At 67.8% G+C, this 24,648-nt stretch carries 22 protein-coding genes and 3 pseudogenes; 11 read left to right on the top strand and 14 right to left on the bottom strand.

The window, feature by feature from the left end:
- The first annotated feature begins 38 nt into the window (after positions 1-38).
- The 9 genes from AB0D18_RS05570 to mobF all read left to right on the top strand — a co-directional run bounded on the left by AB0D18_RS05570 (position 39) and on the right by mobF (position 10,101).
- On the top strand, positions 39-1,436 hold the full coding sequence (locus AB0D18_RS05570; RefSeq protein ID WP_362413205.1) for a DUF3560 domain-containing protein: 1,398 nt from the start codon (positions 39-41) through the stop codon (positions 1,434-1,436).
- Positions 1,437-1,508: 72 nt separating this feature from the next.
- On the top strand, positions 1,509-2,159 hold the full coding sequence (locus AB0D18_RS05565) for a hypothetical protein (protein WP_362413202.1): 651 nt from the start codon (positions 1,509-1,511) through the stop codon (positions 2,157-2,159).
- Between the two features lie 62 nt (positions 2,160-2,221).
- A complete protein-coding gene (locus AB0D18_RS05560; RefSeq protein ID WP_362413199.1) occupies positions 2,222-2,650 on the top strand; it encodes a DUF6197 family protein in 429 nt (142 codons plus the stop codon).
- 44 nt (positions 2,651-2,694) lie between these two features.
- Positions 2,695-3,093 (top strand): DUF6181 family protein, encoded by a 399-nt coding sequence (locus tag AB0D18_RS05555; RefSeq protein WP_362413196.1) that lies wholly within the window; start codon positions 2,695-2,697, stop codon positions 3,091-3,093.
- The gene (locus AB0D18_RS05550) at positions 3,090-3,698 is read left to right on the top strand and encodes a DUF6349 family protein (RefSeq protein WP_362413193.1); all 609 of its coding nucleotides are present in this window, start codon (positions 3,090-3,092) and stop codon (positions 3,696-3,698) included. Before AB0D18_RS05555 ends, AB0D18_RS05550 begins: the two co-directional genes overlap by 4 nt.
- Positions 3,699-3,899: 201 nt before the next feature.
- Positions 3,900-4,178 (top strand): DUF6211 family protein, encoded by a 279-nt coding sequence (locus tag AB0D18_RS05545; RefSeq protein ID WP_362413190.1) that lies wholly within the window; start codon positions 3,900-3,902, stop codon positions 4,176-4,178.
- Between the two features lie 44 nt (positions 4,179-4,222).
- Entirely contained in the window at positions 4,223-4,873 is a 651-nt protein-coding gene (locus tag AB0D18_RS05540) for a hypothetical protein (RefSeq protein ID WP_362413187.1), read from the top strand.
- Between the two features lie 3 nt (positions 4,874-4,876).
- Positions 4,877-5,053, top strand: coding sequence for a hypothetical protein (locus AB0D18_RS05535; protein WP_362413184.1), 177 nt, complete (start codon positions 4,877-4,879; stop codon positions 5,051-5,053).
- 722 nt (positions 5,054-5,775) lie between these two features.
- Positions 5,776-10,101 (top strand): MobF family relaxase, encoded by a 4,326-nt coding sequence (gene mobF, locus AB0D18_RS05530; RefSeq protein ID WP_362413181.1) that lies wholly within the window; start codon positions 5,776-5,778, stop codon positions 10,099-10,101.
- A 185-nt stretch (positions 10,102-10,286) separates the two neighbouring features.
- Here the strand turns inward: mobF and AB0D18_RS05525 are convergent.
- Positions 10,287-10,838 (bottom strand): annotated as a pseudogene (locus AB0D18_RS05525) (transposase family protein); the annotation flags it as partial.
- A gap of 465 nt (positions 10,839-11,303) precedes the next feature.
- On the opposite strand from AB0D18_RS05525, the gene AB0D18_RS05520 reads away from it, so the two are divergent.
- Positions 11,304-11,555 (top strand): pentapeptide repeat-containing protein, encoded by a 252-nt coding sequence (locus tag AB0D18_RS05520; protein ID WP_362413178.1) that lies wholly within the window; start codon positions 11,304-11,306, stop codon positions 11,553-11,555.
- Positions 11,556-11,956: 401 nt separating this feature from the next.
- Entirely contained in the window at positions 11,957-13,357 is a 1,401-nt protein-coding gene (locus tag AB0D18_RS05515; protein WP_362413175.1) for a DUF2079 domain-containing protein, read from the top strand.
- 546 nt (positions 13,358-13,903) lie between these two features.
- On the opposite strand, the gene AB0D18_RS05510 is transcribed toward AB0D18_RS05515, so the two are convergent.
- The 13 genes and pseudogenes from AB0D18_RS05510 to AB0D18_RS05450 form a co-directional block, all read right to left on the bottom strand.
- Positions 13,904-14,356, bottom strand: coding sequence for an RICIN domain-containing protein (locus tag AB0D18_RS05510; protein WP_362413172.1), 453 nt, complete (start codon positions 14,354-14,356; stop codon positions 13,904-13,906).
- Positions 14,357-14,977: 621 nt separating this feature from the next.
- Positions 14,978-15,709: pseudogene (locus AB0D18_RS05505) on the bottom strand (transposase); the annotation flags it as partial.
- Positions 15,710-16,239: 530 nt separating this feature from the next.
- Entirely contained in the window at positions 16,240-17,019 is a 780-nt protein-coding gene (locus AB0D18_RS05500; protein ID WP_362413169.1) for an aldo/keto reductase, read from the bottom strand.
- Positions 17,016-17,630, bottom strand: coding sequence for an AAA family ATPase (locus AB0D18_RS05495; protein ID WP_362413166.1), 615 nt, complete (start codon positions 17,628-17,630; stop codon positions 17,016-17,018). The genes AB0D18_RS05500 and AB0D18_RS05495 overlap by 4 nt, the downstream gene beginning before the upstream one ends.
- Positions 17,627-18,229 carry a 3'-5' exonuclease gene (locus AB0D18_RS05490; RefSeq protein WP_362413163.1) on the bottom strand — a complete coding sequence of 201 codons (603 nt, stop codon included), beginning with the start codon at positions 18,227-18,229 and terminating at the stop codon, positions 17,627-17,629. Before AB0D18_RS05490 ends, AB0D18_RS05495 begins: the two co-directional genes overlap by 4 nt.
- The gene (locus tag AB0D18_RS05485; protein WP_362413160.1) at positions 18,226-19,404 is read right to left on the bottom strand and encodes a radical SAM protein; all 1,179 of its coding nucleotides are present in this window, start codon (positions 19,402-19,404) and stop codon (positions 18,226-18,228) included. Before AB0D18_RS05485 ends, AB0D18_RS05490 begins: the two co-directional genes overlap by 4 nt.
- A 29-nt stretch (positions 19,405-19,433) precedes the next feature.
- Positions 19,434-20,474 (bottom strand): nucleoside-diphosphate kinase, encoded by a 1,041-nt coding sequence (locus AB0D18_RS05480; RefSeq protein WP_362413157.1) that lies wholly within the window; start codon positions 20,472-20,474, stop codon positions 19,434-19,436.
- Entirely contained in the window at positions 20,471-21,490 is a 1,020-nt protein-coding gene (locus AB0D18_RS05475; protein ID WP_362413154.1) for a thymidylate synthase, read from the bottom strand. The genes AB0D18_RS05480 and AB0D18_RS05475 overlap by 4 nt, the downstream gene beginning before the upstream one ends.
- 111 nt (positions 21,491-21,601) lie before the next feature.
- Positions 21,602-22,102 carry an NUDIX hydrolase gene (locus tag AB0D18_RS05470; RefSeq protein ID WP_362413435.1) on the bottom strand — a complete coding sequence of 167 codons (501 nt, stop codon included), beginning with the start codon at positions 22,100-22,102 and terminating at the stop codon, positions 21,602-21,604.
- A gap of 284 nt (positions 22,103-22,386) precedes the next feature.
- Positions 22,387-22,623, bottom strand: a complete 237-nt coding sequence (locus AB0D18_RS05465) for a hypothetical protein (RefSeq protein WP_362413447.1) — start codon at positions 22,621-22,623, stop codon at positions 22,387-22,389.
- Positions 22,624-22,870: 247 nt separating this feature from the next.
- Positions 22,871-23,020: pseudogene (locus AB0D18_RS05460) on the bottom strand (helix-turn-helix transcriptional regulator); the annotation flags it as partial.
- Entirely contained in the window at positions 23,017-23,622 is a 606-nt protein-coding gene (locus AB0D18_RS05455) for a DUF6624 domain-containing protein (protein ID WP_362413151.1), read from the bottom strand. The gene AB0D18_RS05455 and the pseudogene AB0D18_RS05460, both read right to left, overlap by 4 nt.
- Positions 23,619-24,251 (bottom strand): hypothetical protein, encoded by a 633-nt coding sequence (locus tag AB0D18_RS05450; RefSeq protein WP_362413148.1) that lies wholly within the window; start codon positions 24,249-24,251, stop codon positions 23,619-23,621. Before AB0D18_RS05450 ends, AB0D18_RS05455 begins: the two co-directional genes overlap by 4 nt.
- Positions 24,252-24,648: the final 397 nt, after the last annotated feature.

The raw sequence follows: 24,648 nt of genomic DNA, 5'->3' as shown, positions 1-24,648 counted from the left end.
GGCCGGACCACAAACTCTCACCAGAAAAGACCAGTTCAGTGACTATCGCGATCACCCACACCCGCCGAGAAGGAACCCTGATCGAGGGCACGAGCCGGGGGGACGGATCGGCCGAGATCCTGCGACTCCGTGAGTACGGCCGCACCCTGCGCCAGCCGTTCCGCTGGAGCAGGAACCTTGACTGCTGGTACCTCCCCTACAGCCGCGACCACGCCACCTACACCCCCTCCCTCGAACTCCTCGCGCAGCGACTCCGAGACAAGGGGTTCGAGGTCACGTTGACCGTCGACAACGCCGACCGCCGGAGCTTCAGCGAGGCCGAGGAGGAGCGGGAAGAGAAGGCCGACGGCCGCGCCGATCGGTTCGGGGAGTACGCCGCCAGCGCCGCCCAGTCCTCCGAGGCCGCGTGGAAGAAGAGCCACGACATATCCGAGCGGTTCGCCGGTGGTCAGCCGATCATCGTCGGCCACCACTCCGAGGGCCGCGCCCGCCGCGATCACGCGCGGATGGACGACGCGATGCGCAAGAGCATCGGCGAGAGTGACCGCGCCGCCCACTGGACCGGCCGGGCGCAGGCCGCCGCGAACTACCAGCAGTTCAAGAAGGACCCCGGCCGCACGCTCCGCCGTCTCGACAAGCTGCGGGCCGACCTCCGCGCGGTCGAGAAGTGGCAGCGCGGGGAGTCCGCCAAGGGGTTTTCCCGGAGCCCGGCAGACCTCGAGCTGAAGATCGAGCACCAGGAGCTGACCGAGGAGATCGCCCACTGGGAGAAGGTCATCAAGGACGCCGAGGCCGAAGGCTTCAAGGTGTGGTCGCGCGCCGACTTCAAGCGTGGTGACTTCGTTCTCTACCGCGGAACCTGGTACGAGGTCCTGCGGGTCAACCCGAAGTCCGTGACCATCTCGCACATCCACAACGGCATCGGCAAGCGCATCGTCCGTGCCACCGGCAACCAGCACGACGACTGGACATGGACCGCCCCGTACGACGACGTTTCCGGACGTAAGAGCGCCGCCGAGATGCAACAGCCGCCCCAGGCCCCGGCCACCGAAGCGCAGGAACCGGCCGAGCAGGCCCCGGCGGTCGAGGAACCGGTGCCGGTCGGCAAGCCGACCGCCGCAGCGGCCCGCGCCGCAGGTGCGAGCTGGCTGGATGGCATGGCGCTGGTGCTGATCGCCTCGAAGAACTCCCCGCGCCGTCGCAAGCGCGCCTTGTGGGCGATGACCCGCCGTGAGGCACAGGCAGTGTGCGGCGACCCCCGCACCTCCGGCCGCTCCTACATGCTCACCTGGACCGAACAGCCCGGCACCGAGGGCGCCGACTGGGAATGGGTCGAGGACAACGGTAGCCACGCCCCAGTCCTCAACGAGTTGGGCATCATCCCGCGCCGCGAGTGGACCGCCGCGCCGCAGGCCCCGGCCGCCGAAGCCGCGTAACTGCGTCCCCGCCCGCCCCGGCGGCCGAGCGCACCGGGGCGGGCCCCTCTCTCTCCAGAACAGGGCACCACCATGACCACGCAACTCCTTGAACGACCCGCGACCATCACCGTCCCCGACACCGAAGCGGGCAGGCTCACCGTTCCCGCGACCGGGGGCAGCAGCACCGTCCCGACGTACCGCGTCGGCACCCCCGACATTCAGTGCCGATACCCCGTGATCGTCGGCGAAGACCAGGTCATCGGCCGCGCCTACCGGTGGCACCGAGACTGGCTGGTCCTCACCACCACAGGCGAGCGCAACCTCCGCCGCCCGCCCAAGGGAACCCCCGGCACCGACATGGCCGCCGCCCATCTCGCCGAGGAGTACGCCGCTGGTCGGATCGGCACCGTGCCCCTGGAACAGGTGCTCGCCGAGGCTCCCACGCCGTTGTGCGGGCCCGTGCCCCTACTGCACCCGCGGATGCCGGTCAACGATCGGAACACCGAGGGCGCGCAGATCGCGTTCGCGGGACTCGCGTCCCACCACTGGCGGGCAGTCCTCACAGGTTTCCCCGGCAGCGATAACCACTGGTACCTCAGCTGCGAATTGTGTGACTGGGAAGGCCCGAAGTTCTGGAGCCACCTGCGCGGGCGCAACGGAGAGCCGCCGAGCCCGCGCCGCCACAAGGGGGGCTGCATCGGAGAGGGCAAGGTCCGCCGACTGATCCCCGCCTACCACTAGCAGCCCGACCGAGGGGCGGCGGCCACGCGCCGCCGCCCCTGCCCCTCCCGAAGGACAGCACCGTGCCGACCCGACCCACCCCCGAAAGCATCGTCATCGCGGACACTCCTGCCGCCATCCTGGAATGGGCCGCCTGCCACATCGAACACGTCGGCATCCACCAGGGCCCGCGACTCTTCGACGGTCCCGGCCGCACCGCCACGTTGCCGTGCTGGCCGCGCGGCGCAGTCCAAGTCGCCTCCGGCCACGGGCGGGGAGCCGCCGGCCGGACGTACGACTGGGACCGCATCGACCGCGCACGCGACCAGGCGTTCGGCATCCTCGCGGAAACCTTCGCCGGGCACCCCGTCCAGGCTGACGACCCCACCACCGCCAAGTCCCTGCACCGCGACGTCATCGACCGTTGGAGCGCCGAGCCCGGCCGTACCGCCGCCGACGCCGCCCGTGCGTTTCGTACTGCCGCCGCACGCGCCGAACACGCCCTGTTCTGACCCCCGCCGCCCGCCAGCACCCCGAGTCAACGAAGGCCAGCACGATGGACGAGACGACAGAAGACCGAAGCACCACCAGGACGCCGAGCCGCCGAGGAGCCGCCACCCCCAGCCGGGACGGCGTCCACCGACTCAGCGTTCCCCTCCACCCCCGGCTCAGCGCGACCGAGTTGATCCGCGTACTCCTCGCGGCCCCCGGGGAAACCGAACTCTCCACCCTCGATCCGGTAGGGGTCCGGTCGCTCATCGCCGACGTGCTCACCCAGCACGGCTATGACGTACTCGACCGATCGTCGTACTACCCAGAGCTCGACCACCACCAGGACGCCCGCCGCGCGGTACGCCGCGCGTACGGGCCCCGTTTCCTCGACGCCCCCGACGAACAGGCCGTGCTCGCTGACCCACTCCGCGAAGTGCTCGCCGCCGGAAGCAGGAAGCCGTGACCGCCACCGTCGCCGAGCCGAACGGAGCACGGGCACGGCAGACGCACTACTGGCGAGTGCGTAACGCGCGGACACGCCACCGCCCCCAGAGCGCCGGTCATACGTGGCACATCCAGCCCGGACACCCCGGCGGCGCGTACTGCGACCTCGGCCACGAACTGGACCCGCCCGCACACCACACCCCGACCCTGTTCTCCCGCAGCCGGCCGACCCGCAGCCGTCGGGACGAGCAGGAGTTCCGCGGCGGGTGCCTCGCGTGCGAGTGGGAAGGCCCCGTGCACTCCGGCGACGGGTTCGGGGACGGTGACAACGAGGCGGTGGAAGACGCGCACGACCACTGTTTCCCCGGGTGGCGGACGCTGCCGCCGATCACCACGGTTGAGGACAGGTGGGCCGTCCCGCGGAGCCGGAGCCGCTGGGCTCAGCTCACCGCCCAGTACCCGACGGGATGGGTGGACCGGGGCGCCCCCGTCGTGGCGTGGTGCCGGTTCCGCCGCGAAGCTCACACTCCGCCGCACGCGGGACGCCCCCGCTACGAACTCCACGTAACCCGGCCATCCAACGACCGGGGCCGACGCCCCACAGATCAGGGGGCCCTCTTCTGATGACCGCCGTCGTCCGGATCAGAGCCCCGCCCCGCTCAACCCGAAGGTGGTTTAATTACTCGGCCGTCAGCGGAGCGGGCAACCTCCGACCGGCCGCGCGTCCCACGGGGCGCCACACACCCCAGACAACAGATGACGGCCAGCGCACAAGGGCAACAAGGCGCTGGCCGTCGGTGTCTCTCTCACCAGAAAGACCACACCATGCTATGTGACCGACACCCCGACTGTCCCCAGCCCGGCGACATCGCCCAGCTCACCAGGGGTAACAGCATCGGCGCCGATCCCGGCGACAGCTTCGTCATCGTCGAGGACTTCCCCCCGACCGGTCGGCACCTCGTGCTCAACCTCCCCGTCGACCACCCCGGCCGCGCCGACTGGGCCGCCGCCGTCCCCCTGGCCGACGTAGCCACCCTCACCCGGCTCGAACCGGCGGGCAGCCGTACGTGGGCGCCGGCCCCGGACCAGGACGACATCCAGTGACCGCGCCGAGCGGTCATGACCCCGACCACGAACAGGAGGCGACCGTGTCCCGCAAGACCGGCCGCACGCTCTATTCACGCGCGGACCTCCGCAAGGTCCACGGCATCAGCGAGCCCACGCTTCAGAACCTCTGGACCGACCGGGAGAACAACGGGCACCCGCCCGCGAAGACCGTTGACGGCGTCATGCACTGGGACGGCGACGAATGGGCGATGTGGCACCACGAGCTTCAGCGGCAGCGCGCCGCCGCGAACACCACCAACCCGCCGAAGCTGGACGGTGACCCCGAAGAGATGGTCGGCCCGGCCGAAGCCGCGAAGGTCTGCGGCTTTGCCGACTCCGCCACCATCTCCCACTACGTCAAGAACCCGCCCGAGGGGTGGCCCGCCCCCGACGACTGGGACAAGCTCCCGACGAGGGACCGCCCGAAGTGGAAGCGGTGGCGGCTGTGGCAGTACCTCGCGGACCGCAAGGGCCGCGGGCACGCCGGCGGACGCACCGCGGGTCGCAAGGGCCTGGCCTACCCCTACCAGGGAGACGAGCGGCTGACTCTCGCCCGTCAGGCCATCGCGGCGAACCCCGGCGCGAAGAACGCCGAACTGATCCCGCAGCTCCAGGGCCAGACAGAGAAGACCTACTCCCGCCCGACCTGGAATCTGATCCTCAAGTCCGCCCGCGAGCACCCCGAGGAGTGACCCGTGCCCGACACCCGCTGTCCGCGCTGCGGCGGCCCGCTCGGTGAACGGCCCGCGCGTTCCCGGCTGACCGCCGACCGCGAGGTCTTCATCTGCACCACGTGCGGCACGGAGGAAGCCGTGCGCGAAGCACACGGTCAGGCACCGGTGCCGTTCGGCGAATGGCCCCTGAATACATAGCCGTCGGCCGAGAGGCCACACGGCGAACATGACGAAGGTCCCTGCTCCAGGCCGGAGCGGGGACCTTCGTCATGTCACCAGGCGCTGACGGGTCGGGCAGGGCCCAACCAAGACCGCTCAACACGACAGCCAGGCGACGGATCAGCGGCTACGAGCTCTCCGCCGGTCGAGTGCTCGCTCCGCCCTCCGGCCGTTCGCCCGGGTGTAGGGGCGGAGTCCCACGTCCCGGCCCGCACCGGCCCTCCGAGCCGAGCCCGTACGCCGGGGAGTCCGAGGCCATCCAGTACGGGGCCGACAACTCGGCGAACGGGCGGGGAGCCGCCGGATTCGAGGTGTGCTCCATACGCGGATCAACGACTCAGCGGCGCGCAGGTACCGCACCGACATCGGATCGTCGTACCGCCTCAGCGCGTACGGCACCCGCGCCCGCGCACCCCGTACAGAGGTAACAGTCCAACAGGACACCAGGCTCCAGGAGCCTGATCCGCAGGAGCAACGAGGTCAATCCGAGTGTCCGAGGCTTACCCTCGTTGATCATGATCTTGAATTTCAAGGACCAAGGTATCGTCGCTACGCGACGATACAATTAGCCAAGATGACCGATTCTGGCTGTAGTTGCACGGGGGGTGAGTAGGCCGGTGGCGTGGGTGACGATGATCGGCCCCTCTGAGGCTCAGGTCGAGTACCGCCTTACTGGCGGGCATGGCTGCGGCAAGCCAGTCATGGTCGATGCCGCTCCGCTCATCGCCGCCGTCGAGGCGAAGGCCGAAGAGACCGGCGTCACGGTCGCCGACCTACTCGGTTCACCGGAGACCAAGCGCCCCTTCTACCGCGCCCGTGCACAGCGCCGGACCAGCACCACCGCCCAGATCACCGGGTTCGATGCCGTCGAGATTGCCGCAGCATCCGGAATCGACGCCGAAGCCCTGTACGGCGAGGAAACCTTGCCGATCCGGTTCGCTGACGGCCAGGTCGACTATCACCTTGACGCCGCCGAACGCCCCCTCGTCTGGACCGGGAACGGTCTCTCCGAGTTCGGTATCACCCCCGGCAGCGTGCTCAGCCCCGACCAGTTCCCGGCCGCCCGACGCCTCATGCGCGGTGAAGATCCCGCCACCGGCAAGACCCTGGTCGAGACGAAGTTGGCCATCGACCCCGCCGCCAAGCTCCCCGTCGCCCCGCTCGTACGCGCAGTGCGCCGGACCGCCGCCGAGCGCGGCGTGAAGCCGGAGGAACTGCTCGACTCGCAGCGCAAGAAGGACGAGTTCCGGCGGATGGAAGGCCAGTTGGGGCGGTTCGGTGAGTCCCACCGCGCCCCGGTGTCGAGCCTCCTCAAGCTCTCCGCAGCGATCGGCATCGAAGCGACCGACCTGTACGACGCCGAATCGGTGGAGAAGGCGCTGGCCGCCGAAGCCGAAGGCCGACTCGATGCCCGCCCTCTCCTTAATGCGATCAAAGTTCAGGCAGCCCTGGCAGGGAAGCAGCCCGCCGAACTGCTCTCCGCCGCATCGATGAAGCGCCGCCACCGCCAGCTCGACGCCCAGGCCGGCCGCCGCCTCCGGGACCTCCCCATCGAGGTACGAGAAGCAGTCGCCATCGCCAAGGCCGCAGGGCTCGATCCGTACACCGTGTGGGACACCGAGGAGGTCAAGGCCGCACTCCTTCAAGGCCGGGTCGAGGTGGGCAATCGTGGCACCGACACCACGCTTGACCTGGGAAAGTCCTACTCCGCCTTCCTCGCGTACGCGCCCAAGGAGCTGGCCGAGGCCGTCGAGGCCATCTACACGGAGTCCGGGCGCGAAGCGATCAGCGCGCTCGAAGACTGGGCTTCGTACGCGATGCGCGGCCACCACGGCGACGGCGAGGAGGCCAAGGTCGTCCAGACCTCCGGGTTCTCCGGCTGGATGATGATCCACCGCGCAGCCCGGCCCGTCGGTAAAGCCCCGTACGGAGACCCGCACTTCCACCTGCACTTCACCCTCGCCAACATGGTCCGTGGAGACGATGGCCAGTGGTCCACGATGGCGGCCGGAGGCCGGGACCTCCACCGGCACGCCCGCGCGACCCAGGCCGTCATGAACGCTCGTATCCGCCACGAACTCAACAACCAGTACGGCGTCACCTTCCGCCGCGACGAGCGCACGGGGGCATGGGAGATAGCCGCGATACCCGAGCCCACCATCCGGCTGTTCTCCAAGCGCGACGGACAGGTCCGCGAACTGCTCGGCAAGCTCGGCATCGCGTACGACAATGCCTCGCTCAAGGAGCGCACCGCCGCCTCCACCGTGTCCAAGGCCGCGAAGAACGGCGAAGCCGCAGGCGTCTCCGACGACGTACTCCGCGCCTACTGGCAGGCCGAAGGCCGCGCCGCGGGCGACGACCCCGAAGCGATCAGCAACGCCGCACTCGGCAACCAGACCGACGGCCACAACCCCCAGATCGCCGACATCTGCACGACCGTGTTCGACCCGAAGGAGGGGCTGACCAGCCACTCCAAGAGCTTCACGCACGCCGCCGCGCTCGCGGCCGTGCTCGACGCACTGCCGTACGGAATCGCCGACGTTGCCGAGGCCGAGCGCCTCACCACCGCTGTACTCCAGCACGCCGGATACGCGGTCAAACTTCGGCCCAAGGGGCCCCAGCACTACGCGCACGCGGACCGCTACACCACCGCGGACATCGTGGCCGCCGAAGAGCGCATCGTCACCGAGACGACCCAGCGCCTGAACGAGCAAGCTGCCGTCGTCCCCCGCGATGTGGTCGACATGACGCTCGCGGTCGTCGAGATGCAGCACGGCCCCGGCTTCGCGTTCTCCGACGAACAGCGCGAGGTCCTCGTACGCATCCTCACCGCCGGGCACGGCATTGACGCGGTGATCGGGAACGCCGGTTCCGGCAAGACCACGATCATGGATGCCGCACGGCAGGCGTGGGAGGCGCAAGGCCGGGTGATCGCCGGTGCCTCCACCGCAGCCGTCGCCGCCGCCAACCTCAAGGCCGAGGCGGGCATCAGCTCCCGGACCGTCGCATCCTGGCTGACCTCCGTACGGAACGGCGGGCCGGGCCTGCGCGGCGTGGATGTCCTGGTCGTCGACGAAGCCGCCATGTGCGACGACCGCGACATCGCGGAACTCCTCACTCACGCCGCGAAGACCGGCACCAAGGTCGTCGGCATCGGCGACCCCAAACAACTCCATTCCCCCGGCGTCGGCGGCCACTTCGCCGCCGTGCACCACCTTGTCGGAGGACTCGAACTCACCGAGAACTTCCGGCAGAAGGACGCGGTCGAGCGCCGCGCACTGGAACTCTGGCGGGACAACGACCGCGTCCAGGCACTCCGTACGTACGTCAGCGCCGGCCGCGTACACGCACTGGCCGACAAGGACACCACCCTCGCCGCGATGCTCACCGCGTGGGCCGACAAGCGGGCCGCGTACAGCGACGACCACACCGCCGTGCAGAAGCTGCTCATGCTCGCCGCCACGAACGAAGTCGTCGACGAACTCAACCTCGGTGCCCGCGCCCTGCGCAAGATCAACGGCAACCTCACCGGACCCGAGTTCACCTACGCACTCGCGGGCGGAAAGGAACTCGCCCTCTCCGTCGGCGACCAGGTACTCCTTCGCCAAAACGACTACCAGGCCAGGAAGAGCAACGGCGAACACGAGGACGTACTCAACGGATACCGGGGCATCGTCCGCGCCGTGGACGACCAACGCCGCGTCCTAGTGGAGTGGCGCGAGAAGCACGGCGCCGGACACCGGGACGTCGCGGAATGGGTCGAGCCCGACTACATCGCGGACGGCGGACTCACCCTCGGATACGCCATCACCGGCCACAAGAGCCAGGGCCTCACCGTCGAGGAGGCATTGGTCTACGGACCCGGCGCCCAGGCGAACGCGCTCTACACGATGCTGTCGCGCGACAAGAAGAGCACCCACCTGTTCCTCCCGCTCTCCGTGTACGAGACCGACACGGACCGCGCCGAGCACGGCGACCCCACCACGGAGCAGGAGCAGATGGACCGCGCAGTCGCCGGACTCCTCCGCGAGATCGAGAACGGCACCGAGGAGCGGATGATCCTCACCGAACTCCCGAAGGGCGCCGTCCCGGCACATCTCCAGGAGATCGTGGACAGCCTCGCCACTTCCCGTGCGCCCGGTGCTGGAGAAGACAACGAAGAACCCTCGCCGGGGGACGATGCACCCGAGGCAGAGCCGCATGCACGGAAGGCCGGTGACGCTCCCGTGAGCGCACGCTCGAATACCTCGTACGCCCATCTCGGCACCGACGCCCTCCGCGAGGCATTGAGGAAGTCGGCAGCCGCAGCACGCGCTACCGCACGCGAAGCGGCGGCAGCAGAAGCCGCGGCCCTGCGCGCGGAGCAGCAGGCCGCCGCCGACAGCGGCCCTGCTGTACTGGCGCTGAGCCGACACGAAAGCGATCTCCGAGCACGTACAGAAGCTATCGAGCAGGTAGCCGACCTGAAGCGGACGATCAAGGAGCGTTCCGACCAGCGGGCCGAGACATACGCGCAGATCCAAGACCTCACAGAGCAACTGGATGCGGTGGGCGTGTTCGGTCGTTCAGTGCTCCGCGGTGAGGCGCGTGTGCGTGTTGAGGCCCGGAGGGACGAGCTCCAAGAAGCCGCTGAGGTGATCAACGGCAACCTCGATGAGTCCAGGGAGCAGCTCCGAAGTACTGCGCTGGTTGCTGGGCCTGCAGAGGAGCACGAAGGTGTGCGTGCCGAAGCCGTCGAACTGGAAGCACGGCGGAAGACCCGATTCCGAGCGGCGCAGGAGACCGACCTTCAGAGGGCACGGGATCTACGCACTGATGCGGCCAAGGCACAAGCCGGAGTCGTATCTGCCAACTTCCGTGCGGAAGGGCTGCGGAACGAGCTTGTGTCCCGGGCTGGAGAACAGCCACAGCGCGCCGAGAAGCCCGTGTCTGAACACCTTTCCAACCTGTACGAGAGTCCTTATGGGGTAGAGCCGTCACCCCTCCCCGATGTGCAGCCGCAGCAAGACCATCCGGATGTTGTCTGACTCAGACGATCTTCCTGGTAAGCCCCGCCAGGCGTACGAGTTGTCGGTTCTGCCGATGACTGCGCCGGCGGCCCTCCGGGGCGTGATCTGTCGCGCAATGAGCTGCGGTGCTGGGAGTGCCAGCTGCTACTGAACCGGTGGTTGACCGTGCTGCTGGCCGTCGGCCTGCTGGAATGCAACCCGGTGCCGGTGCCCGGATAGCAGCCGTCGGCGAGGGTCATGGTCGTGCCGACGGCGGCTATCGCGCCGGACTCCTCCCACGCCTTGCAGTCGTTGCGGTTCCCGGGCAGGGGCCGGCCGACCGGCACGACGAGGCGGGTGTCGGCGTCGACGACGACCTGGTGGTTGGTGGAGTACCGGTAGTTCTTCGACTGCTCGGCGACGGTGTGGTCGCGGGTGGGCACCAGGGTGCCGTCCACGATCAGCACGGTGTCCTTCGCGAACCGCTTGCGGGGCTGGAGGGCAAGCACCGGCCTGAGGTGATCGATGATCCGGTCCGCCGCCGACTTGGACACCCCGAACAGCGGGGCTAGCTGGCGCATGGTCAGGTTCGTCCGCCAGTACACGGCGACCAACAATGCCCGGTCCTCCAACGGCAGGCCTCACGGCCGGCCTTTGCGGACCGCGTCCGCACCCTCGCGCCGCAGAACCGTCACCAACTTCCCGAACAGGCGGGGGCTCAGCCCGGTGAACGGGGCTATCCAGGACGGCTCCGACGCCGTGATCACACCAGGCACACCAAGAGCACCTCACCTGTGAACAGGGCCCCGTGTACCATCACGCGCCGCGGAGGTGGGCCGGTCGCGGGTCGGCCCACCTCCTCTGGTTCCCCATTCTCGGCGGAAGGCGGATCCATGGAGACAGACAAAGTAGGGCCTTCCCCCGCGGAGAAGAGGGGGCAGTACAGCGCCGGTGCCTGGTTGATCGGGTGGGTGGTCTTTCTGGGGTCCGGGTTCGTGACCTCCGTGCTGCTGCTCCGTTCATGGGAAAACTGCAGTTTCGGCAGTACGGCACATCATCACTGACGCCCTGGCACGGCTCCAGACCGTGCCGAACCCCGGCTGACCAGCAACGTTCCCCGCCCCGCCGAGCCTGAACACCCACCGGACCCTTGGAATCCGGCGCCCACCCGACACGACGGCCGGGCCCTGGCGATGCCCATCATCAGCTGAACAGGCCGAAACGGCCCACCAGTTGAACTGATGAGCCGTCACGTAAGATCGAGGTTAATCCGGCTGACGGCACTTTCGACGTTTCCCATCGACGGCCTGGGCGGCGCAAACCTGACCAACGCGAACCTGATCGACGCATTCCTGTCACACGCGAACCTGACCTGCGCATGCCTGAGCGATGCGAACTTGACCAACGCGAAGCTGACCGGGACTCGTCTTCGAATGTCAGGGGGTGCGTCTGCCGGCAGGAGCTTGCTGGAGCCAGGGGACTCAGTGTCCTGAGAAGTTGGAATCGGTCGTCCGCATGATGTCCGACGAAGTGCGCCCGGGGGCCTACCAAGTACGTGGCACGGCGCCGGATCGATTAAACGTCCGAGGCTGACCTGGGCCCCGGTCTCGCCGAAGCGTGCTGATCCCCGGTTACGGCACGCCAACCACCAGCCCTGGTTGAAGTTGTACGAGCGCACCCATTCCCACGAGCGGGGAGCGGGCTGCGAGCCCCAGGTTCAGACGGCACAGCCGATCGGCGGCCCAAAAAAGGGGGCGGGGTTGACAGAACCGGCAGGAAATCGATGGCGAATATCGGCGCAATCTCTACGGTCGCTGCAGCAGCCAAGCGCGCCGACTGAGATTTCTCAGTCCTGCTCATTTTTTCTTTAATAGGCATGCGTCATGCTTCCAGCATGACGCCGATGCCACCCAGCACTGCTCTTGCTCTCTCGCATCCACCACATCGAAGACGAACACAGTTAGAGCGGCGCTTTGTTCCTATTTCGGTCGCATTGTGCGTCTTTCTCGGATATTTGACCTTTGCCCTGCGGGAGCATTCCCGCTTCAAGACAACTGCCTATGATCTAGGCATCTTTGGGCAGGCTGTTCGCTCCTACGCAAATCTCCATCTTCCAGAATCCGAGATTCGCACCGCCACCGCCCCGGAGGGGTTTGATGCCTCCGCATATCCATTGCTCGGGGACCACTTCCACCCGATCCTCGCGATACTAGGGCCCATATATCGCCTCTTCCCCCACATTGAGACGCTTCTGATCGCGCAAGCACTGCTGGTCGGCGTTTCCACTTATGTAATTTCCTGGTCGGCAAGTAAATATTTAGGCCGACGCTGGCCAGCTTTTTGCATCGGCACCGCCTATGGCCTCTCTTGGGGCCTACAGGAGCTCATTGGATTCGATTTCCACGAGGTTGCTTTTGCGGTCCCACTGGTAGCCTTGGCGGGCGGCGCCTACTTGGACGGACGTTGGGTGGCCTCAGCTTGGTGGGCCTCGACGTTGATGCTTGTCAAAGAAGACCTTGGCGCAACTTCTGCAGTATTGGGCATCATCCTGATCCGCTACCATCGCAAGGCGGGTCTCCTGCTATTCGGGGCATCAATTATCGCGACCGCCCTAATTGTCCTGGTTGCGCTGCCAGCATTTTCTCCCAACGGTCAATACGGTTACATCACACAACCACACGACTACGGCTTCTTGGACGGATGGCGTGACAAGGCGTGCACACTTTTGGCCCTTGCAGCCGTGACGGCAGGGCTTGCCTTCCGTAGTCCCTTCGTTTTGCTCGCCCTCCCCACACTGGTGTGGAGAATGTTCTCATCTAACCCTGAGTATTGGGGAACAACCCATCACTATTCGGCTGTTCTGATGCCAATTCTCTTTATTGCCCTGATCGATGCCGCCCGGAGAAACCGCAGTTTCCCAATGTCTATCCCCTTGCTTATCTCCCTTCTGCTTTTTTTTGGCAGGCCTCTTTCGGAAATGGCTACGGAAAAGTTTTGGCTTGACGACCCACGCCTGGTCGCCTCTCGCACGGCAATCGACCTTGTACCACCAGATGGAGAAGTAGCGACGAGTAACAGCCTAGCCCCGCACCTAACGGACAAGGCAAAGGTCTATATCGCTACCTACGGGGTGCTGGACAAGCGGAAATCCATAGAATGGCTTGTGGTGGACGTCCATGGTGGCTGGCGGAGTGAGGAGTCGATTGCTGCGTTGCGTGACGCAGAGGAAGGTGGGTGGCAACGCATCTTCGCGGACCAAGGAATCCATGTGCTGAAGCGGCCAGTCAGTGAGTAATGGGGTATGGAAACAGCCTGTGAACCTTTGCTGGCGTTGGAGGGGCCTCAAGGTACGAGCAACGCAACTTGCATAACTGGCAGGGGCAGAGCGGGAACAGCACCCTGCGGGGCCGGCCCAGCACTGCCGTCGGCCGAGCAAGGTTTGTCCTTAACGTGTGCGGGGTGATGTCCAGGCGCAACGACAGGCACTCGGCGAACGCGCGGGACACGGTAGCCCCAGATAGACACGTTGGCTGCGCGGGCGATACCAAACTAGGCGCCATCGCGGAGACATACGCGTGGCGTGCCTTCGGGTTGACGTGCAACGCCAAAGGGCTCCATTGCTCGACAGATGGCTCGAATCTCAACTGCGGGATGGCCGTGCGCAGTGTAAGTGCACCGCCGGGCCCCTCTCCATGGCGAACCGGACAGCACAATACGCGGTCCAACAAAGCCCCACGCCCATGGGCACGGATATGCAGGCCGGCACGACGCATAGGATTAGGCCCGCCCCTGTGGTAGGGCGGGCCTAATTCCTATTTGTGCCGCAGGTATAGCAGAGGAGTTACCACCAAACTTGGTAGTTGCCGTCGTTCCATGAACTGGTGTAAACCGAGCCGCCGGCGTTGGCATCCAGGTAACGCCCAGTGGTGACGTTCTGGAGATGGAAATTCGCCTTTATGTTCCATCTCTGGATGGAAGTGCCGTTACATGTTCTCGTGTAGACATTCGAGTCAGAGCCGGTCGTGAGGCATTGCCCTGTAGCTACATTTCGGATTTGCCTGGAGTCTGTGCCGGAGACGTACCACTTCTGGTAGTTGCCGCCGTTACACGGCGCGGTGGTGACAGAATCGGTGAAGTCTGCATCGAGGCACTTGCCGAGGGCAGAATTCTTCAGCGTCTCGGTGCTCGTCGCTGGGGGAGCAGCTGCGTGGGCCGGCGCAGAAAGCACCATGAGGCTAGTCCCGGCGATCGCTACTGAGGCCAATACAGAACCGATGGCCTTTCGTGCTGACATGGTCGTTTCCCTTTCGATCGGAAGTTGCTGTCTCGGCGAGAAAAGTAGCCACGCATGATCGATGAGGCAACGGTTCTTGCGATCTGGGGGGTTGCATCCGCACACCGTGAGCCATCTATTAGGTTTCGGTCACAGTGAGACGGATCTGTGATATGAGGATCACTCACCGAAGTCACACTCGCAAGCAGAGTCGCCCTAGGTAAGTGAATCGGAACTCATGGCCTCTAGATCTTTTAGAAATATAGGTCCTTAAGGGGCAATAGCAGTCACCATAATCACTCTCTGCGCCGTGCACGGCCTGCCAGGATCGGCAAGATTCGATCGACGCCAGCCGCGCGCGGAGCCGCGTACAAAGGGTGGTGCCATTTGCTGTTTGCTCCACGCGCGCTTTGCTTGTTGATGCGGCAGCTCGGGGAGTGGGACGTACTTGGGAGCGCGGCTACCGGCCCCCGCCGATCTAGCCTCGATCTTTCGTTACGGGCTGACAGTTCAACTGACTGGCTGTTTCGGCTTGTTGGGTTGAATGCGGGCAAGTCGGTTGCCCGGCTGTCGCGTCGGGTGGGCGCCGGGTTCCACGGTTCCGGTCGGGTGGTGCTACTCGCGGGGACGGGAAGATGGTGGTCAGCCTGGGTTCGGCAGGGCGGCGAGCCGTTGCAGGGCGTCGGTGATCACGTCGGTCCAGGGCCAGTGTCCGGCGAGGCGGAGGATGCGGCGGCGGCCGGTGGTGATGAGTTGGGCGGCGGTGGAGAACAGTCTCAGCCGCAGGCGTCGGGGCTCCCAGAGCCGAGCCTTCCCGGTCAGGGCGAGCATCGGCATCCAGGCGAGCAGGTCGAGGGCGGTCTGGTTGATCTCCAGCCAGATCTGGTTCTGTGCGGTGTCGTGCAGAGGCAGGTTGCGCAGGCCGGTCGCGCGGGCGGAGCGGATCCGGTCCTCGGCGCGGGCACGCTGGCGGTGGCGCAGTTCGAGTGCGCCGATCGGGATGCCGGTGGTGTTGGTGGCGAAACAGGTGAGCCGTAGCCCGTCGGCGTCGGTGAAGCGCAACTGGGCGCCTGGATGGGGTCGTTCCTTGCGGACGATCACTCGCATCCCCGGTGGCCAGCCCTTGAGGACGTCGCCGGAAAGTTCGGCGATCCAGGCGCCGTCGCGGATCTCGCCGCCGGGCTCGATGGCAGGCGTCCACGCGGAAGCGGGGACGGTGAGGACCACCGCGTGAATGGCGTCGGTGATGGTCATCCCGACGGAGTACGACAGCCAGCTTCCGCGCTGGGCGAGCCAGGCGGTGAACTCGTGAGTGTCGCCTGCGGAGTCGGTGCGGATCAGAGTCCGGCGTCCGCGCCGGTACTTCTTCGGCAGCAACATGTTGCTTCTCTGCGATCCCTAAGGTGCTGCCTGGGGGCCAACGAGCGGGGATCGCGTTGCTACGACTGAGCAAGAACCCGGACGGCGAGGCATTGCAGACTCAGGATCGCTCTTGCTCGTGCGCGGTGGGGGAGAGCGTCGATGACTTGCAGGGAGGGCAGTATGCGCCGGACTGCCCGAGGGTCGCGGTAGGCGAGGTGTGATGCGTCCTCGTGAGACAGAAGGTCTGTGACCACGAGGTGGGTCACTACCAGACGCCGCCGTGTCTGCACGCGGTCGACCGCGACCTCCCGTACCCGACCCAGAGGTGCACCCGTCAATACCTGGCGGCTGGCTTCCTCGGGCGAATGCCCTTCTTCTACCAATCCCGTGGGAAGCATCAGGTCACTGCGGCCGGTCGTGTCGACGGCGAGGAGTTCGCCGACGCCGACGGGTACGAGAATGGTGACGCCGATGACGGGGGGGCCGCCAGTTCTCGTACGGGGCGCGCCTGCGGGGCAGCCGGTCGGCTTCCGGTGCGGCGGTCATTGTTCCGCCGCGATGGTGTCGACGGCGTTCATCAGTTCTGCCAGGTGGTGAGGGTTGCCGGTGGCGGGAATCGGGGCGACGTGGGGGCCGAGTTCGAGGAGCCAGGACAGGGCGGTGCTCGCTTCGGGTGCGAGCTTCCCGGCGTCGAGTGGCCGGTAGGGCACGTAGGGAATGCCCTGGTCGCGGCAGAGTTCGAGGACGAGGTCGTGGCGGTCGTTGAGATTGAGGACGTTCTGCACGGCCGCGATCTGGATCTGGAGGCTGGCCCGGTAGAAGTCGTCAGGTCCGATCTTCGACAGGCCGATGTGCCCGATCTTTCCCTCCTCCTGGAGGGCCTGAAGGGCGCCGAGTTGGTCGGTGAGGGGCACTTCGGGGTCGATGCGGTGCAGGTAGCAGAGGTCGAGCCGCTCCACGCCGAGGCGGCGCAGACTCGCTTCGACGCAGGCGCGCAGGTAGACGGGGTGGCCGTGCGGGGCCCAGAGGTCCGGTGCGGGCCGGACCATGCCGACCTTCGTCGCGATCAGCAGGTCTTCGGGGTACGGGTGGAGGGCGTCACGGATCAGGTGCTCGACGGTGTGCGGGCCGTACGCGTCGGCGGTGTCGAGGTGGGTGATGCCGTAGGTGTGGACGGCCTGGCGGAGCACGCTGAGGGCCTGGTCCCGGTCGTCGGGGTCGCCCCAGGTGCCGGGGCCGGTCAGGCGCATGGTGCCGAAGCCGAGGCGGGAGACCTGTTTTCCGGCGAGGGTGAAAGCGCCGGCCGGGGGTGCGCTGCTCATACCCGCTCCTCCTGCTTGAGGCAGATCTGGACGGCGAGTTCGACGGCGCGGGCCTGGCTGGCGGGGTCGCCGGTGACGCGCTGGTGCGGGATCTGGTTCTCGGCGAGAACCGCATGGGTGTGGTGGTCGACCAGGGTGCGGTAGCGGGCGTCGTAGTCGTGGCCCGGCTTCACCGGCAGGTCCGGGTCGAGGACCGTCGCCAGGACCAGGTCGTACTTCGGACTCTGGGTGGAGGCGAGCATCCACAGGCGTTCGCGATCCAGCCGGTCCGCCTGCTCCTGGCGCCATTCCAGAGCGGCACGGTAGTAGGAGAGCGCGTCCCAGGCGGCCCGGTCGGCAAGGACCACCTGCACGGGCTCAGGGCCCTGGTGGGCCGCTGCGGCGATCTCGTCGGCGATGCCCTGCGTGATGATCCACTCGGTGGAGGTGGCGGTATGGTGCTGCATCTTCGGCAGCGGCACGCGTGCGGCCCGTTTCCCGAGCCCTCCGGTACGGGCCACGGGGATGCCGTGGCCGCGCAGCTCCATCTCGATGCGTTTGAGCAGCATCGTCTTGCCGGTCGAGTGTGCGCCCATCACACCGATACGCGTGGGTGCGGTCGTTGTGTTCACCACAGGGTCAGATCCTCTTCGGGTTCGGGGGCTCCGGGCAGGCCGGGCGGCACGGCCGCGGCGACGAGCTGGTCCCAGGTGTCGTAGTGGGCTGCCATGGCGAGCAACAGCTGTGCCGTGGCGTACGCGTCGAAGGTGGCGCGGTGCCGCTGCGCGGGAGCGGCGCTCAGGTCCGGGCCCACGTGCTTGACCAGGGCGTCGAGGCCGTACTTGCCGAGGTCGGGATAGGTGGCTTTGGCCAGTCGGAGGGTGTCGAGGACCCCCGCCGGCTGCCAGTGGGGGAGGTGCGCGGAGAGCACCCGGTAGTCCACGTGCGCGTGGTGGGCGCAGATCCAAGCGGTGCCGAGCAGGGTGTGCACCTGTTCGGCGATTTCCTCCCAGCCCGGCTCTCGCGCCAACCGCTCGTTGGTGAGGCCGTGGATCCCTGCCGCGAAAGCGGTGACGGGGCGGCGCGGCCGGGTCAGCCACGCCCCTGCCGCCCCGGTGTCCGGGCGGCCCTCGCGCACCGGGAGCGCGGCGACTTCGACCAGGTCCGGCGGGTTGGCGCCGTTGCCCTCGACGTCGACGACGTAGAGCGGGGGCCAGGAGGTGAAGTTCATACGGGGGTGCGTCCGTTCTCCGCCTCCCAGCCGATGGGGGCCCGGCCGTGCTGGCGGTGGTGGTGGGGCTTGTTGCGGTCGTGGCACTGGTAGCCGAACCCGTGCTGGAGGTAGTAGCGCGGCGGCTCGTCCAGCCCTTCAACGACGATGGCACGGTCGTTGACTTCAACCTCACCCGTCGCGCCGAGGCCACGGGCTTCCCGGGTGACCGTGGCAAGATCCGGCTGCGTCCACGCCTTCGCGCACCGTGCGAGCTGCTCTGCGGGGCAGATGTCGCACAACTCCCGCACCCCGTAATGGCCGTTGTAGTCGGCCTCGCCGTGCGCGTAGGCCACCCCGCAGGACGTCTTGCGGAACAGGGCGCCCCACGAGCCGCCGTCGCCGAAGGCGTCCAGGATGCGTTGCTCGGCGGCCTCCGGCATGATCTTGCGGCGGGCCGTCTCCTCGTACGGCATCGGCAGACCGTGCCCCTCGTAGTAGGCGGCGATCTCGTCGCGGAAGAACAGGCCGGTGAACACGGTGGCGTGCGCGTGTCGGGACAGCTGACGGGCCCGCTCGATGTCGGCGTCCGTGTCGTTGAGGCCAGGCACGATCGGGCGCCAGTAGAGGATGGTCCGGTAGCGGTCGGCGTGCTCGTAGAGGGTGCGCAGGCTCGCGGCTGCGATGCGGGAGTCGACCGGCTCGATGTCCGGGTGCTGGATGTTCGAGTGCGTGACCAGCACGGTCAGTCGCAGGTTTTTCAAGCTGTTGAGGACGGCGCAGTCCTCCGGGTCGACACGCCACCTGGTGATGATCAGGACGTGGTTGGTCAGCCCCATGCCGTCCAGCGTCCGCAGCACGTTGAACAGGTGCGGTTTCACCACGGGCAGCATCGGGTCGGTGGCCCGGTTCAGGAGCTGGACCGGGGTCTTGTGCGCCCGGAAGTACGGGTGGCTGACGAGGCGGGTGGCGGCCTCTTCGTCAGCCATCAGCCGCCGGGGCACCTTCATGTCGAAGTTGTCGAAGAGATGCCGGACGCAGTAGCCGCATTCCAGGGGGCAGCCGACGATCCAGTTCAGCGACAGACCCGATTTCCGGTACTCGATCACGTCGGCCAGCTCGGGCTTCAACGCACCGATCTTGTCCACGGACAGGATGGGTAAGTCGCGGCGCGGTGTGGTGGCGTGCGTGGTCATGGGGGCCTCCATGCTCGGGGTCGAGGTGGTCAGCTATCGGAGGGAACACGGGGGCGCGGCGGGGCCGACGGTTCGAGGAGGGCGACGTGGTGCGCGCCGTACCAGGTGCCGAAGTCGCGGCGGGCGGCGTCCGGGTCGTCCGAGGTGTGCACGAGGTTGCGTACGAGGCGCTTCTCGGCGAGCGCGGCGGTCAGGCTGTCGTTGCCGAGGTCGCCGCGGATCGTGCCGGGGGCGGCACGGGTCGGGTCGTAATGGCCGAGGAGCTGCCGCAGCCGGTCGTGGAACCCCGGTTCGCCGTGCGCGAGCGCGACCGTCACCGGTTGGTCCGCGTACATCGCATCCAGGCACGCGGGGATGTCCCGGTCCGGGAACCAGTCGGCATCGACCAGCAGGTCCCAGTAGTGGACGTGGGCCTGCCAGGCCCGCGCGGTGAGCGCACGGCGCGCGGTGACAGTGAAGCCTTCCGCCCGGAAACGCGTCAGCACGGAACCCACCAGGGCTTCCTGGACGGCATCCGGTTTGCACAGGATGACCGCGCACTGGTCGAAGTCGGGGATGCCCAAAGAACGGTCGTCGCCGTACCAGGTGCCGAAGTCACGGCGGGCCGCGTCCGGGTCGTCCGAAGTGTGTACGAGGTTGCGGAGGAGGCGCCGCTCGGCGAGCGCGGCGGCCATGCTGTCGTTGCCGAGGTCGTGGCGGATCGTGCCCTTCACCGCCCGGGTGGGGTCGGTGTGACCGATGAGCTGCCGCAGCCGGGCGTGGAGTCCGGGTTCGCCGTGTGCGAGGGCGACCGTGACCGGCTGGTCGGCGTACGCGGCATCGAGGAGGGTGTGCAGCGGCTGTTCGGGGCGGTTCGCCGTCGCCAGAAGATCGCGGTAGGCGACGTGGGCCTGCCACGGCTGGGCAGTGAGGTCGAGGCGTCCGCTGATCCGGACACCGGCGGCGGCGATGCGGTCCAGCACCGTATCGACCAGGCCGCGTTGCACCGCGTCCGGCTTGCACTGGATAACCGCGTACCGGGTGAAGTCGACGCCCTCCACCACCATGCCGCTCGGCGGCTTCCGGGTCACCGCGTGACCTCGTCCGGGGCGCAGGACTCCCACCGGTGTGCCACGAGCCAGCGCAGGCCAGGGTCCAGGGCATCGAGCACGTCGCGGCCTGCCCTGTCCAACTTCTCGTGCCGGATCTGCCGGTAGACCTCGAACAGCAGCAGCACTTGCTGCCAGTACGGGGCGAGGCCGAGAGCCCGGATGCCGTCCGCGCTGTACCGGATGTGGTTCTCCCGCAGCAGGTGCTCGTGGAGCAGCAGCTGTTCGATGGTGCTGCGCGTGGTGTCCGCAGGCATGGGCGGGAACGGGAAGTGCTGCGGGCGGTCCCGGCGGTCGGCTTCGTCCAGGACCCGCTTGACCCGTTCGGCGTTCGCGTCGTTCACGTGTGCCGACCCGATGACATGGGTGTACGTACCTAAGTCCAGGCCGAGTTGGACGGCCGCGTACTCCTGGATCATCGTGAAACTGAAGACGTCGGAGAGAAGCCCGCAGTCGAGATCGTTGGCCCGCATCTGGCACACCATGTGGAGCTTGCCGCTGCGGGCGAGGAGGTGCAGCCCGGCCAGGCATGCCATGTCGGGGTTGTCGGGGACGGCGAGTTCCGCCGCGTGGTGCACGGGGAGGTACCCGCGCTTGCTGTCGGTCTCGGTGCGCAGCAGTTCAAGGACCCGGTCGAACGGCGAGAGCGTGTCGCCGGGCGCCGGGTTGAAGAGGGTGTGTCCGTACGCGGACCCGCCCAGGGTGAACCCGTCGGCGGAGTTGGCGCGCATGGACGGCGCGTAGTAGCCGATCATCTCCAGGTCCCGGCGGCCGGCCAGGTACCAGAGCGCCTCGGCGAACTGGAAGACCGGGTTCGCTTTGCGTGCCACCAGGTACGGGAGCCGCTGGCGTGGATCAGTGAGCCGGAAACTGACGCCGATCGTCTCCTGGGCGTCGTTGCCGCGTGCGGAAATCCGGTGCTCGGGGTGGTGGGTGGCAAGGTCCAGGAGCGCCAGGTAGGCGTCTTCCACGCTGGGGTAGTCCGGGGCGGTCAGCATGAAGGTCTGTCTCCAAACGGTCCGTCGGTGGCCCCACGGCTTTCTGCCGTGGGGGTGGGGAAGGAGGGCGGCCGGGAGGCAGCCGTCGCCGCCGTTGATCCAGGAGGCGGTTCAGGCGGGCCGTCCCTCGATGCGCAGCCCACGCTGCGAGGCGTCGTCCAGGGCAGCGAGCGCCGCGCGGATCCGCCGTGCCTGGTACGGGCGGCAGAACTCGTCAAGAGCGGCGGGCGGGCAGAAGGACCAGCCGGTCAGTTCGGGCTCCTGACCGGGAAGCCCGACGGGCAGGGTGATCCTGGGGGTGTCCGGGATTACGCCACCATCGAAGACGAAGTTGTACCCCTCGACCGCGCCGGTATCGGCGTTGGCCGCGATGTAGTCGACGAGGAGCAGCCCGCCGACGGTCAGGCCGTGCAGGCCGATCTCTTCGACGCCCTCGCGATAGGCGGCTTCGTGCGGGGTCTCGCCGGGCTTCGCACCGCCTCCGACGAGCTGATCGCCCTCCTTGTACGACGGCGAGACGAGCAGGACGTTGCCGCTCTCGTTACGGATGAGCAGGAGCGCACCGATCCGGCGGTGGCCGGTGTGGGCGTAGTCGGTGTCCGAGTGTGCCATCAGGACTTCCTCCTTGTGCGGCGGCAACAGGGTGTGGTGCGTGGGTAGTTGGCGGTGGGACGGCTGCCGCCCCGTTTCACGGGACGGGGCGGCAGCCGGAGGGCGGAGAGGATCGTCGGCACCGACGCGGACGAGACGCTCCGGTTCTCTCCTCTCCCTGGGCGCGATCGGCCACCGGCAGCCTGTGACCAGCGGCTGCCGGGCTTCCTGGCCGAACAGGAAGAGGCCCGTTGGGAGGCCGCCCCGCGGTGCGGTGATAAGAACCGCACGGCGGGGCGGCCCGTCTAGGGGACGGGCGCGCGGATGTCGCGGCGCGAGAAGCGCCCCGTGCGGGAGGAACGCCACGGTGTCCTGACGGGCGGCGCGGCTGCTGTCACACAGGAGCAGCCGCCGTTCACGCTGTCGCCTGCGAAGCCCCGGGTGCCCTCGTCGGCGGGTGCTGTCGTGGGGCAGTTCGAGGGGCGCGGGTGGCCCGGTGCGGGGGTGAGGGGCAGGATCCGCCACTGGTAGAGCAGGCTCACCGCGTGCGCCTGGGTCCGTGCGTCGAGAACATCGCGCGCAACCTGCACCCGCGTTCGGGCGGTGGAATGCGTGATTCCCAGCGCCTTTGCCACGGCGGACAGGTCTGCGCCGGCGCCCAGGAGGCACAGAGGCCGCAGCTGCCTGTAGGTGAGGTGCGGGGGTTGTCCGTCCGGCTGGGGCGGTAGCGGTACCAGGCGCCGCCGGTAGGCGACGGTGACCAGTTCCGGGCGGGGGCCGGACGCCGAGCTTGGCTCGGATGCGCTTCAGATGCGTCCTGAGCGTGTCCATCGCGATGTGCAGTCGGGAGCAGATCATCGGGTTGTTCAGGCCCAGTGCGACCAGGGACAGGATCTCGGACTCGCGTGGGGTGAGCGGGGCGTTGTCCACGGGGCTCATGCGGAACTCCCCACCAGTACGGCCGGAGCCACCGGGTCGGCGATATCGGGTGGATCCGCGTCCGTGCCGTCGTGGGGGCCGGTGGCGTAGCGGCGGCGCAGGGAGTCGTGGGCGACGGCGGCGGGTGGCAGGCCGACAGTGGCCCGGCGGGCATCCAAGTTCTCTGGAGTCTCCACCGGCAGACGCACCACCTGTCCGTCCGGATCCTGGCGGTACTGCGTCCCGTACAGCTGCGGAGCCGCAACTACCTGACAGCGGTCGTGCAGGTGGGCCCACTGCTGGATCGTCGCCTCACCGCGTTCGACGGCGTCTGTCAGCATTCGTAAGGCCAGCCGCTGGAACGGCGGCTCGTGATCGGCGTGCAGGGCCAGCCACCAAGCGGCTTCCGCGCCCTCCTCGCCGACCAGGGAACGGCCGGGCCAGCCATGCTGGCCCATGACCCGCCGCAACACCCCAGAATTCGCCCGCTCCTGGTGCGCGCCCCACTGCTGCTCCTCCGCCGAGAGGCGGCCTCGTGTGAGATGTTCCCGGAACCGGCGGGCCGCCTGTGCACGCTCCACCAGGTCGTGGGCGATGTCGGGACGCCGGGGCTCCCCGTTCATCGTCGGCCCTCACGGGTGAGCGCCTTCACGAGCCTGCGCGCGGTGGGAACCGTGAGGTCGCCGAGCTCGACACCAGGGTCCCCGCCGCAGCGCGGGCAGTAGGGCAGGAACTTCATATCCATGAAGCCGCCACCGGTGGCCTTGCGGAACGCGTCGTTCAGCCGGCTCAGGAGTGCTTCCGCCTCCAACCCTTCCGTCACCTCTTCCCCGACGAAGTCATCCGGTGCGGGCGGGGCACCGAGCAGGCAGGCGAGTTTGTCCGCCGTGGCGGCGGGAACCTCACCCAGAACGATCAGACCGTTCAGCACCGCCGGGGGCCGGGAGAATCCGGTCAGACCACAGGCACGCAACACCTTCTCCAGGGCCTTGCACGTCTTGTGAGCGGGGCGCATTCCCTTGTTGACCAGCTCCGCGAGAGCGGTCGCGGAGGCTGCACTGGCCCGCTCCAGGTGCACGTACGGGCCCTGACCGTCGACGTCCAGCTCGGCGTGGATGCTGAGACTGGCCGCGCTCAGTGCCTGGCGGAGCGCACGAGCGGCTGCCGCCGTGTCTTCCTGCGTCGGTAAGGGGACGTAGAAGCCGCTGTCGGGCCCGGGGTCCGACGCTGCGGCCAGAGGGGCGGGGGACATGTGCATATCCGAATCTCCGAAGGATCGTTCGCGGGCAGGAACGCCAGCGGTGGAGGCGGTCACCGAGGGGGCGCGGCAGAGCCGCAGCGCGCCAACTTGCGAGCGCAGTAAGAGGAGTGGGGGCAGGTGTCGAGCACAGGTAGCACGGACACCAAATGCGCTGTCCACGTGTACGTGCCGGACGGGGAACTCAAGGCAAAGGCGTACGGGCGTCCCCGGCGCAGCTCCCGCACCGCGGCAGCTACACCGTGGTGGCCGCCGAGCCAGGCCCAGGCGCGGCCGAAGGCGTCGCGGTCGAGAGCGGGGAAGGTCTCGCGCACCGAGTCCCGTATCCAGTCGAGGACCTGCCCTGGGGCTTCGGTCGTCCAGTCCCCGGGTTTCACAGCAGGCGGTGAGC

Origin of the sequence: Streptomyces sp. NPDC048442 (assembly GCF_040651475.1) — a bacterium.
GTDB lineage: Bacteria > Actinomycetota > Actinomycetes > Streptomycetales > Streptomycetaceae > Streptomyces.
The sequence above is the reverse complement of the archived record's forward strand: the minus strand, read 5'-3'. Positions and strand labels throughout refer to the sequence as shown.

What these genes read in the sequence shown, in the direction of transcription:
- AB0D18_RS05565 (WP_362413202.1), top strand. Translation starts at nt 1,509, where the DNA reads ATGACCACGCAACTCCTTGAACGACCCGCGACCATCACCGTCCCCGAC.
- AB0D18_RS05555 (WP_362413196.1), top strand. Translation starts at nt 2,695, where the DNA reads ATGGACGAGACGACAGAAGACCGAAGCACCACCAGGACGCCGAGCCGC.
- AB0D18_RS05545 (WP_362413190.1), top strand. Translation starts at nt 3,900, where the DNA reads ATGCTATGTGACCGACACCCCGACTGTCCCCAGCCCGGCGACATCGCC.
- mobF (WP_362413181.1), top strand. Translation starts at nt 5,776, where the DNA reads ATGGTCGATGCCGCTCCGCTCATCGCCGCCGTCGAGGCGAAGGCCGAA.
- AB0D18_RS05520 (WP_362413178.1), top strand. Translation starts at nt 11,304, where the DNA reads ATGAGCCGTCACGTAAGATCGAGGTTAATCCGGCTGACGGCACTTTCG.
- AB0D18_RS05515 (WP_362413175.1), top strand. Translation starts at nt 11,957, where the DNA reads ATGACGCCGATGCCACCCAGCACTGCTCTTGCTCTCTCGCATCCACCA.
- AB0D18_RS05510 (WP_362413172.1), bottom strand. Translation starts at nt 14,356, where the DNA reads ATGTCAGCACGAAAGGCCATCGGTTCTGTATTGGCCTCAGTAGCGATC.
- AB0D18_RS05500 (WP_362413169.1), bottom strand. Translation starts at nt 17,019, where the DNA reads ATGAGCAGCGCACCCCCGGCCGGCGCTTTCACCCTCGCCGGAAAACAG.
- AB0D18_RS05490 (WP_362413163.1), bottom strand. Translation starts at nt 18,229, where the DNA reads ATGAACTTCACCTCCTGGCCCCCGCTCTACGTCGTCGACGTCGAGGGC.
- AB0D18_RS05485 (WP_362413160.1), bottom strand. Translation starts at nt 19,404, where the DNA reads ATGACCACGCACGCCACCACACCGCGCCGCGACTTACCCATCCTGTCC.
- AB0D18_RS05475 (WP_362413154.1), bottom strand. Translation starts at nt 21,490, where the DNA reads ATGCTGACCGCCCCGGACTACCCCAGCGTGGAAGACGCCTACCTGGCG.
- AB0D18_RS05470 (WP_362413435.1), bottom strand. Translation starts at nt 22,102, where the DNA reads ATGGCACACTCGGACACCGACTACGCCCACACCGGCCACCGCCGGATC.
- AB0D18_RS05455 (WP_362413151.1), bottom strand. Translation starts at nt 23,622, where the DNA reads ATGAACGGGGAGCCCCGGCGTCCCGACATCGCCCACGACCTGGTGGAG.
- AB0D18_RS05450 (WP_362413148.1), bottom strand. Translation starts at nt 24,251, where the DNA reads ATGTCCCCCGCCCCTCTGGCCGCAGCGTCGGACCCCGGGCCCGACAGC.